Source organism: Actinosynnema sp. ALI-1.44 (genome assembly GCF_001984155.1).
In the GTDB taxonomy this organism is placed as follows: domain Bacteria; phylum Actinomycetota; class Actinomycetes; order Mycobacteriales; family Pseudonocardiaceae; genus Kibdelosporangium.
This window is the reverse complement of the sequence record NZ_MTQO01000054.1, coordinates 739,597-753,570: the sequence shown is the minus strand read 5'-3', so window position 1 is coordinate 753,570 and position 13,974 is coordinate 739,597. Positions and strand designations below refer to the sequence as shown.

At 67.9% G+C, this 13,974-nt stretch carries 13 protein-coding genes and 1 riboswitch; of the genes, 7 read left to right on the top strand and 6 right to left on the bottom strand.

Going from position 1 to position 13,974, the window contains the following annotated elements; translation table 11 throughout:
- The first annotated feature begins 33 nt into the window (after nucleotides 1-33).
- The 4 genes from ALI144C_RS50425 (at nucleotide 34) to ALI144C_RS50410 (ending at nucleotide 4,488) form a co-directional block, all read left to right on the top strand.
- Nucleotides 34-1,578 carry a flavin-containing monooxygenase gene (locus tag ALI144C_RS50425; protein ID WP_076994393.1) on the top strand — a complete coding sequence of 515 codons (1,545 nt, stop codon included), beginning with the start codon at nucleotides 34-36 and terminating at the stop codon, nucleotides 1,576-1,578.
- Nucleotides 1,579-1,605: 27 nt separating this feature from the next.
- Entirely contained in the window at nucleotides 1,606-3,096 is a 1,491-nt protein-coding gene (locus ALI144C_RS50420; RefSeq protein ID WP_076994392.1) for an FAD-binding protein, read from the top strand.
- A gap of 115 nt (nucleotides 3,097-3,211) precedes the next feature.
- Nucleotides 3,212-3,703, top strand: coding sequence for an SRPBCC family protein (locus ALI144C_RS50415; RefSeq protein WP_076994391.1), 492 nt, complete (start codon nucleotides 3,212-3,214; stop codon nucleotides 3,701-3,703).
- The gene (locus ALI144C_RS50410) at nucleotides 3,700-4,488 is read left to right on the top strand and encodes an alpha/beta fold hydrolase (protein WP_076994390.1); all 789 of its coding nucleotides are present in this window, start codon (nucleotides 3,700-3,702) and stop codon (nucleotides 4,486-4,488) included. The genes ALI144C_RS50415 and ALI144C_RS50410 overlap by 4 nt, the downstream gene beginning before the upstream one ends.
- A 319-nt stretch (nucleotides 4,489-4,807) precedes the next feature.
- Here ALI144C_RS50410 and ahcY read toward each other — a convergent pair whose 3' ends face one another.
- The 3 genes from ahcY to ALI144C_RS58205 all read right to left on the bottom strand — a co-directional run bounded on the left by ahcY (nucleotide 4,808) and on the right by ALI144C_RS58205 (nucleotide 8,198).
- The gene (ahcY, locus tag ALI144C_RS50405; protein ID WP_441297617.1) at nucleotides 4,808-6,259 is read right to left on the bottom strand and encodes an adenosylhomocysteinase; all 1,452 of its coding nucleotides are present in this window, start codon (nucleotides 6,257-6,259) and stop codon (nucleotides 4,808-4,810) included.
- 17 nt (nucleotides 6,260-6,276) lie between these two features.
- Nucleotides 6,277-6,359: riboswitch (S-adenosyl-L-homocysteine riboswitch) on the bottom strand.
- A 31-nt stretch (nucleotides 6,360-6,390) separates the two neighbouring features.
- On the bottom strand, nucleotides 6,391-7,836 hold the full coding sequence (locus ALI144C_RS50400; RefSeq protein WP_076994388.1) for a multicopper oxidase family protein: 1,446 nt from the start codon (nucleotides 7,834-7,836) through the stop codon (nucleotides 6,391-6,393).
- Nucleotides 7,833-8,198 (bottom strand): hypothetical protein, encoded by a 366-nt coding sequence (locus tag ALI144C_RS58205; protein WP_237774694.1) that lies wholly within the window; start codon nucleotides 8,196-8,198, stop codon nucleotides 7,833-7,835. The genes ALI144C_RS50400 and ALI144C_RS58205 overlap by 4 nt, the downstream gene beginning before the upstream one ends.
- Nucleotides 8,199-8,340: 142 nt before the next feature.
- Here ALI144C_RS58205 and ALI144C_RS50390 point away from each other — a divergent pair, with 142 nt between their 5' ends.
- Together ALI144C_RS50390 and ALI144C_RS50385 are read left to right on the top strand one after the other, a co-directional pair.
- Nucleotides 8,341-9,435, top strand: a complete 1,095-nt coding sequence (locus ALI144C_RS50390) for a sensor histidine kinase (protein ID WP_076994386.1) — start codon at nucleotides 8,341-8,343, stop codon at nucleotides 9,433-9,435.
- Nucleotides 9,432-10,088 carry a response regulator gene (locus ALI144C_RS50385; protein WP_076994385.1) on the top strand — a complete coding sequence of 219 codons (657 nt, stop codon included), beginning with the start codon at nucleotides 9,432-9,434 and terminating at the stop codon, nucleotides 10,086-10,088. The genes ALI144C_RS50390 and ALI144C_RS50385 overlap by 4 nt, the downstream gene beginning before the upstream one ends.
- Here ALI144C_RS50385 and ALI144C_RS50380 read toward each other — a convergent pair.
- Complete coding sequence (locus ALI144C_RS50380; protein WP_237774693.1) at nucleotides 10,058-10,609, bottom strand: MarR family winged helix-turn-helix transcriptional regulator; 552 nt, start codon at nucleotides 10,607-10,609, stop codon at nucleotides 10,058-10,060. The two genes, ALI144C_RS50385 and ALI144C_RS50380, sit on opposite strands and share 31 nt — an antisense overlap.
- Nucleotides 10,610-10,668: 59 nt before the next feature.
- Here ALI144C_RS50380 and ALI144C_RS50375 point away from each other — a divergent pair, with 59 nt between their 5' ends.
- Nucleotides 10,669-11,391, top strand: a complete 723-nt coding sequence (locus tag ALI144C_RS50375) for an SDR family NAD(P)-dependent oxidoreductase (RefSeq protein WP_076994384.1) — start codon at nucleotides 10,669-10,671, stop codon at nucleotides 11,389-11,391.
- A 113-nt stretch (nucleotides 11,392-11,504) separates the two neighbouring features.
- Here ALI144C_RS50375 and ALI144C_RS50370 read toward each other — a convergent pair whose 3' ends face one another.
- Complete coding sequence (locus ALI144C_RS50370; RefSeq protein WP_076994383.1) at nucleotides 11,505-12,722, bottom strand: beta-ketoacyl-[acyl-carrier-protein] synthase family protein; 1,218 nt, start codon at nucleotides 12,720-12,722, stop codon at nucleotides 11,505-11,507.
- Nucleotides 12,719-13,933, bottom strand: coding sequence for an aminotransferase class I/II-fold pyridoxal phosphate-dependent enzyme (locus ALI144C_RS50365; protein ID WP_076994382.1), 1,215 nt, complete (start codon nucleotides 13,931-13,933; stop codon nucleotides 12,719-12,721). The genes ALI144C_RS50370 and ALI144C_RS50365 overlap by 4 nt, the downstream gene beginning before the upstream one ends.
- Between the last annotated feature and the right edge of the window lie 41 nt (nucleotides 13,934-13,974).

Genomic DNA, 13,974 nt, shown 5'->3' with positions numbered 1-13,974 from the left:
CCTCGCGCGCCAAATGCCTGAGGAGGCAGAACCGTGACGAGCACCATCAACCAGAGCGTCAGCACAGGCAAGGGCGGACGACCGACGCCACACGTGCGAGTCGCCATCATCGGCACCGGTTTCTCCGGCCTCGGCGTGGCGATCCGCTTGCTGCAGAACAAGGTCAAGGACTTCGTGCTGCTCGAACGAGCCGACGAGGTCGGTGGCACGTGGCGGGACAACACGTACCCGGGCTGCGCCTGCGACGTGGCGTCCGTGTTGTACTCGTACTCCTTCGCCCAGAAGTCCGACTGGAACAGCACCTACGGCACACGCCAGGAACTGTTCGACTACCTCAGGGACGTCGCCGACCGCTTCGGGGTGCGCCCGTACGTCAAGTTCAACCACGAGGTGCTGGACGCCCGGTGGGACGAGAACCTGCGCCGCTGGCACATCAAGACCTCGCAGGGCGAGTACACCGCGCAGGTCCTGGTCGCGGGCACCGGTTACCTCTCCGACGCGGTGATCCCGGACATCCCCGGTATCGAGGACTTCCAGGGCAAGATCATGCACTCGTCCCAGTGGGACCACTCCTACGAGCTCGACGGCAAGAACGTCGCCGTGATCGGCACCGGCGCGTCGGCGATCCAGTTCGTGCCCGCGATCCAGCCGACAGTCGGGCACATCGACCTGTACCAGCGCAGCGCGCCGTGGGTCGGGCCGAAGGCGGACAACCCGATCAAGGGTGTCCACGGCTGGGCTTTGAAGCGTGTTCCCGGTTACCGCGCGTTCCGTCGTGGCTGGAACAAGAACGGCCGCGAGATCCTGGCTTTCCTGTTCAAGCGGCCGCCGCTGGCGGAGAAGACGATCCAGGGCATGGCCGCGCGGCACCTGGCCAAGAGCGTGCCGGACCCCGAGCTGCGCGCCAAGCTGACGCCGAACTTCGCGGTGGCGTGCAAGCGGCTGCTGTTCTCCAACAAGTGGTACCCGGCGATCCAGCAGGACAACGTGGAGATCATCAACGGCGCGATCGGCAAGGTCACCGAGAACGGCGTCGTCGGCTCGGACGGCCGGGAGCGCACCGTCGACGCGATCATCCTCGGCACCGGGTTCCTGGCGACCAAGCGTCCAATCGCCGAGAAGCTCTCCGGGCGCGGCGGCGTTAAGCTCGCAGACGCCTGGGAGGCAGGCGGGATGAAGGCCTACCGGGGCACGACCGTGGCCGGGTTCCCCAACCTCTTCCTGATGCTCGGACCGAACACCTCACTCGGCCACTCCTCACAGACGGTGATGATCGAGGCGCAGATCGCCTACGTCGTCGACGCGGTCAAGACCCTCGCCAAGCGCGGGCTGTCCAGCGTCGAGGTCAACGCCGACGCGCAGGAGGCGTACAACGAGGAGATCGAGTCCTTGCTGGACGGTTCGGTGTGGGACGCCAAGACCTGCACGAGCTGGTACACCGACTCGACCGGCCGCAACCCGTCGATCTGGCCGGCGAACACACGCAAGTTCACCCGCGGCACCAAGAAGTTCGACCTGGACGCCTACCAGGTCGCGACGCTCGCCGGTGCCGAGACGCACGCCGACGTCAAGGCGTAGCGGGACATTCCTGACTGGAGGGGTTCGATGGGCAGCAGCGCACACTCCCGGCGCGATCTTCTGAAGGGCATCGGCGCCGGTGCGGTTGTGGTCGGCTGGAACGCGGTGACCGGCACGTGGGCCACGGCCGAGGCGGCAGCCTCGCCGTCCGTGGTCCCGTTGCCGCCCTTGGACGGCACGCTCGAGACGTCTTCGGCGGTGCTGGACGAGTTCTCGAAGGACTGGGGCGGTTTCGTCACCGCCAGGCCGAAGGCGGTGCTGCGGCCCGGTTCGGTGCAGGACGTGGTGAAGATCGTCAACTACGCCAGGGCGAACTGCCTGAAGGTCTCGGTCAACGGCCAGAGCGGCACCGCCGACGACCAGGAATCGCACTCGTTCTGGGGCAACGCCTCGGTGCCGGGCGGGATCTCGATCGACGCCAAGGGGTTCTCGAAGATCCACAGCATCACCTCGACCCACGCCGTCGTCGGCGCGGGCGTGTCGCTGCACCAGTTGTCCGCGGCCACGCTGGACCGCGGCTTGATCGTCCCCTCCCAGACGGACTACCTGCGGCTGTCGGTCGGCGGTGTCGCCTCGGTCGGCGGCTTCGGCGGCACGGTGCCGAAGTTCGGCCTGTTCTCGGACATGATCGAGGAGGTCGAGGTCGTCACCGGCGCGGGCCAGGTGCTCACCGCGTCGCCTTCGGTGCGGCCGGAGCTGTTCAACGCCGTGATCAACGGCGCCGGGCAGGTCGCGATCATCACCAAGGCCAAGGTGCGGCTGATGAAGGCGCCGCAGCGGGTGCGGATATTCACCCTGTCCTACACCGACCTGGCCAAGTGGCAGCGCGACCAGGAGTTCCTGATGCGCGACGGCCGGTTCACCCACCAGGGCGGCGGTTTCTCGCGCAAGCCGGACAACTCCGGCTGGTGGTACCAGATCGAGGTCGGCTACTACTACACGCCGCCTACCGCACCGAACGAGGCCGCGCTGCTGGCCGGGCTCAGCGACGAGCGTTCGGCGTTGCAGGTGCACGACCACCTGTTCCGCGACTGGACGTTCCGGGTGGATCCGGGCGAGCAGGCGTGGAAGGACGGCGGGTTCTGGGACGGGCCGCACCCGTGGCTGCACCTGCTCGTGCCCGCGTCGAAGATCCAGACGTTCGTGCCGTTCGTGCTGTCGGAACTGCGGGCGGAACAACTGGGCGCGGGGTTCACCATCCTGTCGCCGTTCCAGACGGCCAAGGTGACCCGGCCGTTGTTCGCCAAGCCGAACGAGCCGGTCGCGTACCTGTGCGACCTGTTGCGGATGCCGCCCCCCGGTGACCCGAACATCCAGGCGTACCTCGCACAGAACCGCAGGTTCTACGAGAAGCTGGTGTCGTTGGGCGGCAAGCGTTACATCATCGGCGCCGTTCCCGGGATGACACCGTCGCAGTGGCAACGGCACTTCGGGGCGGCGTGGCCGTTCCTGCTGGCGTCCAAGCGCCGCTACGACCCGAACGGCGTACTCACACCCGGTCAGGGTTTCTTCGCCTGACCTGTCTGGTCCCAGGCCGTGCATCGGCCATTCGCCGTGGGACAAAGGGCGGGGGCAGGGCGCCGCAACGGGCCCCTGTCCTCGCTCCAGCCAAAGGAGCTAGGGAGGTTGGGCCGTGCGCGGCTACGACATCATCGACGAGGCGTTCATCGGGACATCACCCGACCTCGTCTGGCAGGCGCTGGTCGCCGAACTGGGCGGGGCAGCGGGATTCTGGGTGCCGTTCAACACGTTCTCCGCGACCGGGCCCGCCGACCAGGTGGGTACCGAGGTGAAGTGGACCGTGCACCCGAAGGGCGTCGACAAGGGCGGCCCCAAGTTGCGGTTCACGTCCCGGACCACGTTCGTGGACCCGGGCAGGAAACTGGCCGCGGAGTACTTCGAGGGGGTCTTCCGCGGCACGGTCACGTTCACGGTCGAACCGGTGAACGGCGGCCTGGCCACGCGGATCTCGATGCACTTCAAGGCCACGCCCCAAGGTGCCGCGAAAATCCTCGGCAAGGTCGCCGACGTCGGCGGCAAGCACTCACAGGCGGCCCAACTGGCCTTCGCCAACCTGGGTGCGAAGCTCGGTGGGCGGCACACAGCGAACGGGGTCGCGCGATGAACGTGTCCACCAGCGATGGCGCTTCGATCGCCATCTCCGTCCACGGTCCTTCCGACGGGACGACAGTTGTGCTCTCGCACGGCTGGGCCGCCGGTCGTCCGGTGTGGGATTCCCTTGTTCCTCAGCTCGCTTCCGCTGGTCTGCGCGTCGTCACCTACGACCAGCGCGGTCACGGCGAGTCCACTGTGGGCGTCTCGCCCATCGGGGTGGCTCGGTTCGCCATGGATCTCGGTGATGTGCTGGATGCTGTCGGGGCTGAGGATGCCGTCGTGGTCGGGCATTCGGGTGGCGGGTTCGCCGCTCTGTGCCACGCGATCACCGACCAGTCCCGGATAGGTGGCCTGGTGCTGCTCGCCACCGCCGCGCACGAGCAGAACACGCCCAAGGGCGAGGTTCGGTTGATGGGCAACCCGGTGTTCTCGTTCGCTCTTCGGCGTGGACCCGTGGGGCGCAGGATGATCAGCAGCACTGTGGGTCCGGACATCCCGGGTGCGGCTTTGGAGGCTCACCGGGCTCTGTTCGCCGGGACAGACCGCAAGGTCCGGGCCGCTTGCTTCGGGTGCACGTCCGGGATGGATCTACGGCCCGGGCTGACTTCCGTGTCGGTTCCCGCTGTTGTCCTGCACGGCGACGCGGACACCGTCATCAAACCGGAGCTGGGGCGGGTTGTCGCGGATACGTTGCCCAAGGCTGATTTCGAGGAGATTTCCGGGGTTGGGCATATGGTTCCGCTGGAGGCTCCGGAGCGGGTTGTTCGTGCTGTGCTTGAGCTCGTTGCTCGGTGACGTTCTGTTTCGCGCCGCTCTCTGGTCACCACGGTTCGATTTGGTGTGGGGCCCCTACGCCGCCATGCCAGAGCAGGAACGCGGTCAGGGCTGGCGCCCTGACCGCTGGAAAGCTTAATGGCGGCGTCCCCCCACACAAAATCGAACCTTCGCTGTGGGTTGGGGCGGCGCTTCCTCGCCCTTCACTGCGGTTGGGCGGCGCTGCTTCGGCTGCTCTTGTTCTGCGCTTCTTGTTCTGCGCTTGGGATCCCTCGTGGGTACTCGGCCGCAGCTCGGTTTTAGACCGAGTACCCACGAGGAAGCTTGTTACTTCATTTCATCAGTAGCGGTAGTGGTCTGGCTTGAATGGGCCTTCAGCGTCCACTCCGATGTACTCCGCTTGTTCCTTCGTCAACTTGGTCAGCCGCACGCCCAACGCGTCCAGGTGCAGCCGGGCGACCTTCTCGTCGAGGTGCTTCGGCAGCCGGTAGACATCTTTTTCATACTCGCCCGGCTTCGTGTACAGCTCGATTTGGGCTATAGCCTGGTTGGTGAAGCTGTTCGACATCACGAACGACGGGTGGCCCGTCGCGTTGCCGAGGTTGAGCAGCCGCCCCTCGGACAGCACGATGATCGCGTGCCCGTCGGGGAAGGTCCAGGTGTGGACCTGGGGCTTGATCTCGAGCTTCTTGATCCCCTCGATCTTCGCCAGGCCCGCCATGTCGATCTCGTTGTCGAAGTGACCGACGTTGCCGACGATCGCGTTGTGCTTCATCTTCGACATCTGGGCCGCCGAGATGATCCCGAAGTTGCCCGTCGTGGTGATGAACAGGTCACCCTTGTGCACGACGTCGTCGAGCTCGACGACCTCGAGGCCTTCCATGGCCGCCTGCAGCGCGCAGATCGGGTCGATCTCCGTCACGACCACGCGGGCGCCCTGGCCGCGCAGCGATTCCGCCGCGCCCTTGCCGACGTCGCCGTACCCGCAGATGACCGCGAGCTTGCCACCCAGCATCACGTCGGTGGCCCGGTTGATGCCGTCGGCCAGCGAGTGCCGGATGCCGTACTTGTTGTCGAACTTCGACTTGGTCACCGAGTCGTTGACGTTGATCGCCGGGAACAGCAGTTCGCCGTCCTGCGCCAGCTTGTACAGCCGCTTGACGCCGTTGGTCGTTTCCTCGGTCACGCCACGGACCTCGGCTGCGACCTTCGTGAAGCGCTTCGGGTCGCGGGCGACGCTGTCGGCGATGGTCTTGAGGATCAGCTGGTATTCCTCGTTGTCGTCGGCCGTCGGCTGCGGGACCGCGCCCGCTGCCTCGAACTCCGCGCCCTTGTGGACCAGCAGGGTCGCGTCGCCGCCGTCGTCGACGATCATGTTCGGCGCGTGGCCACCGGGGAACTGGAACAGCTGGTCGGTGCACCACCAGTATTCCTCGAGGGTTTCACCCTTCCAGGCGAACACCGAGGTGCCTGCGGGGGCCTCCACGGTCCCGTCGCGGCCGACGACGACCGCGGCGGCGGCGTGGTCCTGCGTGGAGAAGATGTTGCAGGACACCCAGCGCACTTCCGCGCCGAGGTCGACCAGGGTCTCGATCAGCACGGCGGTCTGGATCGTCATGTGCAGCGAGCCGGCGACCCGGGCACCGGACAGCGGTTTGCTGTCCGCGTACTCGCGCCGGATGGCCATCAGACCAGGCATTTCGTGCTCGGCCAGCTCGATCTCCTTGCGACCGAACTCCGCGAGTGAAAGGTCTTTGACAGCGAATTCGAGACCGTTGACGGTCCTGTGCACAGAGAACACCTCCTAGTCACTAGGAGGCGCCCTTGCAGTCGGTGGAGCAGGTCGAGCGTGGCGGACACACGCGGTGTCCGTTGCAGCGCCTCTCGACCTGAATCCAGGTTGGCAGACGTTCCGCTGGGCTGTCAACCGACGAAGAAGTCCGCCATCATCGCCATGTCCTCGTGCTCCAGGTTGTGGCAGTGCATCATGTAGCGGCCCCGGTGACCGTCGAACCGGGCGAGTACCTCGACGGTTTCGTACGGCCGAATGTCCACTGTGTCCTTCCAGCCGGCGTCCCGCGGCAGCGGTCCCCCACCGCCGCGGGAGATCACCTGAAAGTGTGCCAGGTGCAGGTGCACCGGGTGGTGGAAGTCGCTCGTCAGCCGCCACCGCTCCACGGTCCCCAGCCGTGGCGTGGCAATGATCTCCCCAGGTGCGTACATCTGCCCGTTGATCGTCCACATGCGCGCGCCGTGGTGCTCCATCGTGGTGCGGAAGTCGAACGATCGCGTGACGACCGAGGTGTCCAGCTTGTCGAACGCCGCCAGCCGCTCCGGCACGGGCGCGCTCGCCGGGCCCGGCCGGGCGACCTTGAACCGCATGACCTGTCCGCCGAGCCGGTCGGCCACTGCGACCTCCGTGCCGACCGGGTACGCGGCGAAGTCCACGAGCACGTCGAAACGTTCGCCCGGCGCGACCACCAGGCTCTGGTGCACCTGCGGTGCGCCGAGCAGCCCTGCGTCGCTGCCGATCTGTACGAGGTCGCCGCCTGGGTCGAGCGCGAGCTCGTAGCGGCGGGCGTTGGAGCCGTTGACGATCCGCAGCCGATACCGGGTCGCGTCCACATCGAGCACGGGCCACGGCGCGCCGTTGACGAGGACCACGTCACCGAGAACTCCGTTGGCGTAGTCCTTTTCCACCCCCATACCGGAATGCGATGCCGGGTACAGAAAGGCCCCGTCCTCGTCGAAGGCGCGATCGGTCAGCAACAGCGGAACGTCGTACTTGTCCCGCGGCAGGTCCAGGGCGTCCTCCTCGGCGTCACCGACGAGACAGAGACCGGCCAGCCCACGCCACACCTGCGGTGCGGTGTAGTCCATCCGGTGGTCGTGATACCACAGCGTGGCCGCGCGTTGGCTCACCGGATACGTGTACGTCTTGGCAGCGAACGGTTTCACCAGATCGGTCGGATAACCGTCGGACTCCGGTGGTGTCACGCCACCGTGCAGGTGCGTCGACGTCGGCACGTCGAGTTCGTTGCGGACCTCGACAACGGCTTTGCGCCCTTGTCGCAAGTGGAACGTGGGCCCAGGGAATGTCCCGTCGTACCCCCAGATCTTGGTCCGCGCGCCGGGCAGGATCTCCACGTCGGCTGCTCGCTGCACCACCGTGTAGTACTCGACGCCACCGTCCACCCTGGTCGGTCGTTTCACCTGGGGGATCGGCAGCGGCACAGTGAACGGCTCCGGCAGTGGCCTGCGACTGCGGAGCAAGCCGTTGTTGCCTGCCTGTCCCCCGACCACGAAACCGGCCGTCCCCAGCCCCGCGGCACCCGCCAGCAACCCGAGAAATCCCCTCCGCGTCGTCACGTCAGCTCCGCACGATAGGCGAAGGACATCGTGGTCAGCGCGACAGCCGCACCGAACAACAACACTCCCAACGGTATGTGCAGCTGCAGACCGCGAGCGTGACCGAGGCCGATCTGCGCACCGGTCGCCAGGAACGCCCCGAGCCCCACGAGGACCATCCGGCGTGGCGCCCGCAGCACCAAAGCGGCGGCCACCCACACCATCGCCGCGAGCCCGACGATCGAGCCGTTGACCTCGTGCATGGCCAGGAATCCGATGTCCCCGGTGACGAACAGGCCCGCCAGCAGCGCCTGGCCGAGCACAGTGAGCAGGAACAGCACCCCAGCCCCGCGTAACACCCATATCCACGGTTGTTTCTTCACGAACACAGATCCTGGAGCTTCCGGGCGGCCACGCCATCTGGCGGCGGGCGTCTTCCGGAGGTACTCCCGTGGAGGTACGTGGCCGTGCCCGTACGACTGCCGAAGTACAGTCAACGAGCCGCCTGACGGATAGTCTGCGCAGGTGAGCAGCTATCGGCAATGGGCAGTGGACGTGGGTGTGGCCCTTGCCGTCACGGCGTTGCTGGTCGCCTTGATCGAGACGGCGCCAACGTATGTAAGCGTCACCACATACACGCTCGTGCTGAGCAGTTCGGTGGCCGTCGCGTTGCGCCGCCGTTTCCCCGTGGCCGTTCTGCTGTTCTGCCTGACGTGCACAGTGAACGTGTACATCGTCGACCGGCCCGGCATCCCCGTCGAGCTGCCGTTGCTGTGCGCCTTGTTCTCCGCGATGCGCTACGGCCACCGCCTGATCGGCGTCACTTGTGGTGTCACGTACCTGCTGTCGATGGTGGTGATGAACGTCTTCATCCTGCCGGGGCACCCCGCGCGTGAGGAGATCCAGGACCGGATCATGCTGCTGGGCTGGTTCGTCGCGGCCATGATCCTCGGCGAGGCGGCGCGGCTGCGGGAGAAGCGCGCCGCCGACCAAGCGCGGAATCACGAGGAAGTGCTGCGCCGCCAGGCGGGCGAGGAGCGTCTGCGGATCGCCCGTGAGTTGCATGATTCCCTGACGCACAGCATTTCCGTGATCAAGCTGCACGCCGGGGTGGCGGTGCACCTAGCACAGAAACGAGGCGAGGAGGTGCCGGAGTCGTTGCTCGCGATCCAGGAGGCAAGCGGGGACGCGGTGCGTGAACTCAGGGCGACGCTCGGTGCGTTGCGCGGTGCGCCGGAGGACAACGGCCTCGATCGGCTCACCGACCTGATCGAGCGCGCGCGGGGCACCGGGCTGCCGGTCCGGCTGACCATCACGGGCAAGCAACGGCGGCTACCCGCGGAGATCGACCGCGCGGCCTACCGGATCGTGCAGGAGGCGCTGACCAACGTGACCCGGCACGCCGAGGCGGGGTCCGTCGACGTCCACCTGGGCTTCGACCCGCGACTGCTCACCGTGCGGATCGAGGACGACGGCAAGGCGACCCCGGCCGCGCAGCCGGTTCCCGGGGTCGGCCTGATCGGGATGCGCGAGCGGATCACCGCGCTGGGCGGCTCGATGTCCGCGCGGCCGCGGGAGAACGGCGGGTTCCTGGTACGAGCGGAGTTGCCGGTCCGATGATCCGTGTCCTGCTTGTCGACGACCAGGCCTTGATCCGGGCGGGTTTCCGGGCCCTGCTCAGCGCGGAGGACGACATCACCGTCGTCGCCGACGCGTCCGACGGCGCGCAAGGTGTCTCGCTGGCGCGACAACACCGGCCCGACGTTGTGCTGCTTGACGTGCAGATGCCCGTGATGGACGGGATCGAGGCGACCAGGCAGATCGCGTCGGATCCGGCGCTCGCCGACGTGCACGTGGTCATGGTGACCAACTACGGCTTCGACGAATACGTCTTCAACGCGTTGCGGGCGGGCGCGAGCGGGTTCCTGGTCAAGGACACCGAGCCCGCGGACCTGATCGCCGCCGTGCGTGTGGCGGCCCGCGGTGAGGCGTTGCTGTCCCCTGGCATCACCCGGCGGCTGATCAGCGAGTTCGTGGCCCGCGCGCCGCTGCCCGGCCCGGTTGTCGGCCTCGACCAGCTGACCAACCGGGAGAAGGAGGTGATGACGCTGGTGGCCAAGGGGCTGACCAATGAGGAGATCGCGGGCCAGATGGTGATCAGCCCGGCGACCGCCAAGACCCACGTCAGCCGGGCGATGGTGAAACTGCGGGCGCGGGACCGGGCCCAACTGGTCGTCTTCGCCTACGAGTCAGGCCTGGTCAGGGTGACCTGACGCAGGCCGTTGACCAGGTCGCCGAGCGCGCCGGCCAGCTCTGCGCGCTGGTGCCGCGTCAGCACGGCCACCAGGGTTTCCTCGTGTTCGAGCAGTTCACGCACGGTCGACTCGATCAGCTCGTGACCGGCTGGGGTGAGGGTGACGGCGACAGCGCGGCGTGACGCGGACGACTTCGAACGGGTCACCAGGCCCGCGTCCTCGGCGCGGGCGACTCGCTGTGACACCGCACCGGCCGTGACGAACGTGCGCTCGGCGATCTGCCGGGTGGTCAGCGTGTAGGGCTGGCCCGCGCGGCGCAGTGTGCTGAGCAGGTCCAGCGTGGCGGGTTCCACGCGCAGGCGGCGCAATGTCCGCATGCGCTCGTCCGCGAGCAGCTTCGCCACCTGCCACAACGGTGTGATGATCTCGATCGACCCGGCCGAGACGCCGGGCAGTTCCCTGCGCCAGGCCTCGGCCACGGCGGCGGCGCTGGCCTCGGGGGGCATGTCGAACGGATAGCCGTCCCTGACACCGGTCACCGCGATCTCCTGTACATTTAGACCTAAACGTTTAGCGCTAAATATACAGGAGGGAACCCGTGACCCGAATCGTGGTCGTGACCGGCGGCAGCAAGGGCATCGGCCGAGTGGTCGCCGAACGCTTCACCAAGGCCGGGGACGACGTGGTGATCACCGGCCGGGACGAGAACGCGCTGGCCGACGCCGCCCGTGAGCTCGGCGTCCGGGCGGTGCGCAGCGACGTCACCTCGCCCGACGACATCCGTGCACTGGCCGAACAGGTCGGCGACCGAGTCGACGTGCTGGTCAACATGGCAGGCGGGAACACCGACTTCCGCCGTCCCGCCGCCGGAGCGGCACTGGAGGACATCGCCGCCGCCTGGCAGGCCAATCTCGACGCCAACCTGCTCGGCACCGTCCTGACCACCACCGCGCTGCTGCCCGCGATCCCCGGCGGCGGCGCGATCGTCAACGTCGGCTCGATCGCCGCCGAGTACGCCGGACACGCCTACGGCGCCGCGAAAGCCGCCGTCCAGGCATGGACGGCCGGGCTCTCGGCAGAAATCGGCCCGCGGGGCGTCACCGCCAACGCGGTGTCGCCCGGCTACATCGCCGAAACGGAGTTCTTCAACGGGCAACTCAGCGACAACCGCATCACTCAGCTGATCGACGCGACGCACGACAAGCGCGCCGGCGTGCCCGACGATGTGGCCGCGACCGTGGAGTTCCTGGCGTCACCAGGAGCACGGCACATCACCGGGCAGACCATTCACGTCAACGGCGGCGCGTACACCACGCGCTAGTGCTGTGACGGGACACGTCCACCGGGGCGCATCCCATGCACCTGCATGAAACGCAACCAATGCCGCCTTGGTTGCGTCTGGCGCACCGAAGGCCACATTGGTTGCACCCAACATCAGGGAGGTGTGACGACGAGGCACGCGTTGTGCCCGCCGAAGCCGAACGAGTTCGACAGGGCCGGACCGGGCGTGATCGGGCGTGGGTGGGCGTGCACCACGTCGATCTCCATGCCCGGTTCAAGCTCTTCGTGGTTCGCGGTCGGCGGCACAGTGGCGTTGCGCAACGTCAGCACGGTGGCGATCGCCTCGACGGCCCCCGCCGCGCCGATCAGGTGCCCGATCACGCCCTTGGTCGACGTGACCGGCGGGCCGCCGGGGCCGAAGACCTTCTGCAGCGCATTGGCCTCGGCACGGTCGTTCAACGGTGTCGACGTGCCGTGGGCGTTGACGTGCACGATGTCCGACGCCTGCAGACCCGCGTCGGTGATGGCCTGTGTCATCGCCGCCACCGCGGACGCGCCGTCGGGCAACGGCATGGACAGGTGGTACGCGTCCGCCGTGCACCCGTAGCCCGCCACGATGCCGTGAATCCGGGCGCCGCGGGCTTGGGCGTCTTCCAGACGTTCCAGGACGACGAAACCCGCGCCCTCGCCCATCACGAAGCCGTCGCGGTCCTTGTCGAACGGCCGCGACGCCTTGTCCGGCGCGTCATGCCGGTTGGACACGGCGTTCAACTTGCCGAACGCGGCCAGCGTCAGCGGGCTGACGGTGGATTCCGCGCCACCGGCCAACACCACGTCGGCGCGGTTGGTGCGCAGCATCAGCACCGCCTGGCCGATCGCGTCCACGCCCGCCGCGCAGGTCGTGGCGATGGTCATCGCGGGCCCACGCCAGCCGAGCTTCATCGCCAGCGTGGCCGCCGCCGCGTTGGGCATGCTCACCAACGGCAGCAACGGGTTCACCTGCTGCGGCCCGAACAGGTAGTAGTTGCGGGCGTCCTTGTCCGTCGTCCGGCGGCCACCGACCGCGTTGCCGACCACTACGGCGGTACGACCCGGGTCCGGCGTCGGCGATCCCGCGTCGGCGAAGGCGGTCAGGCCCGCCGACACGCCGTACCACGCGAACGGGTCCATCCGGCGGGCTTCCTTGGCGGTGACCAGGTTCAGGTCCTCGATCCCGCGCACCGCGCAGCCGAAGCGCGGCAGGTCGTTGTCGGCCGTGTCCTGCACGTCCAACGGCGCCGCCACCGACTTCCCGGCGAGCACGGTCGTCCAGAACTCGTCCACTGTGGACCCAGCGGGGCTGACGACGCCCAGTCCGGTGATCGCGATCATGACAGCAGGCCCGTCTGCCGCGCGGCGCTGACGAACGCGTCGACGGCGAAGTCGATGTCCGCCCGGCTGTGCGCGGCGGTGATCGCGATCCGCAGCCTGGCCAGGCCCGGCGGCACGGCCGGGCTGATCACCGGCAGGCCGATCACACCGGCCTTGCGCAGCGCGCTGGCGTAGTCCCACGCGTTCTGGTCCGAGCCGACGATCAACGGCACGACCGCGGTCTCGCTGTCGGCGGTGTCGAACCCGGCCTGTTTGACGATGTCACGGAAACGCGCCGACTCGCGCTGGGCGTAGGTCACGCGCTCCGGCTCGCGGTCCAGGATCCGCAGCGACTCCAGCGCCGCGCCGACCTGGGCGGGCGCGAGCGCCGCGGAGAACAGGAACGGCCGGGCGAACCGCTTGACGTAGTCCATGAACGGCTTGGAGCCGACGATCCAGCCGCCGTTGGCCGGGACCGCCTTGGACAGCGTGCCGACCTTGATGTCGGCCCGCACCTTGTACTCGAAGTGCTCCTCGATGCCCCGGCCGGTGGCGCCGATCACGCCGAGCGCGTGCGCCTCGTCGACCATCAGCAACGCGCCGTGCCGGTCGCACACCTCACGCAGTTCGGGCAGCGGCGCGATGTCGCCGTCCATCGAGTAGACGCTGTCGACGATGACCAGTCGCGTCCCGCCCGGCTCGGCCGCGGCCAGCCTGCGGTCGAGGTGGCCGGGGTCGTTGTGCCGGAACCGGGTCAAGGTGGCACCGGTCAGCTGTGCGCCATCCACAATGGACGCGTGATCGAGCTTGTCGAGGAAGATCGTGTCACCGGGCCCGCACAGCGCGCCGATCGTGCCGACGTTGCCCGCGTAGCCCGAGCTGAACACGAGCGCGCTCTCCCTGCCGAGGAAGTGCGCGACCTCCTCTTCGAGCTCCTCGTGCAGCGGGATGGTGCCCGCCAGCGCACGGACACCCGGCGTACCGGTTCCGTACTCGTCGATCGCGGCCTTCGCGGCGGCCACGACCCGCGTGTCGCCGTTGAGGCCGATGTAGCCGTAGCCGGACATCATCAGCAGGCGTTCACCGTCCAGCATCACGTACGGGGTGTTGCCATCCGCTGTGTACGGCACGAAGTTGTTGCGGCGGCTGGAGTCCCACTCGAGCTGCCTGATCCGCTGGCCGACAGCTTCGATCTTCGGCTCGAGGTGCCGCCAGGCTTCCGGTGCGTTCACGGTGCGTCTCCTCACCCCACTGGACATCGCTCTGGGGGCAT

Bases quoted from the DNA above. Each gene is read 5' to 3' on its own strand.
- ALI144C_RS50420 (WP_076994392.1), top strand. From the start codon at position 1,606: ATGGGCAGCAGCGCACACTCCCGGCGCGATCTTCTGAAGGGCATCGGC.
- ALI144C_RS50410 (WP_076994390.1), top strand. From the start codon at position 3,700: ATGAACGTGTCCACCAGCGATGGCGCTTCGATCGCCATCTCCGTCCAC.
- ALI144C_RS50385 (WP_076994385.1), top strand. From the start codon at position 9,432: ATGATCCGTGTCCTGCTTGTCGACGACCAGGCCTTGATCCGGGCGGGT.
- ALI144C_RS50370 (WP_076994383.1), bottom strand. From the start codon at position 12,722: ATGATCGCGATCACCGGACTGGGCGTCGTCAGCCCCGCTGGGTCCACA.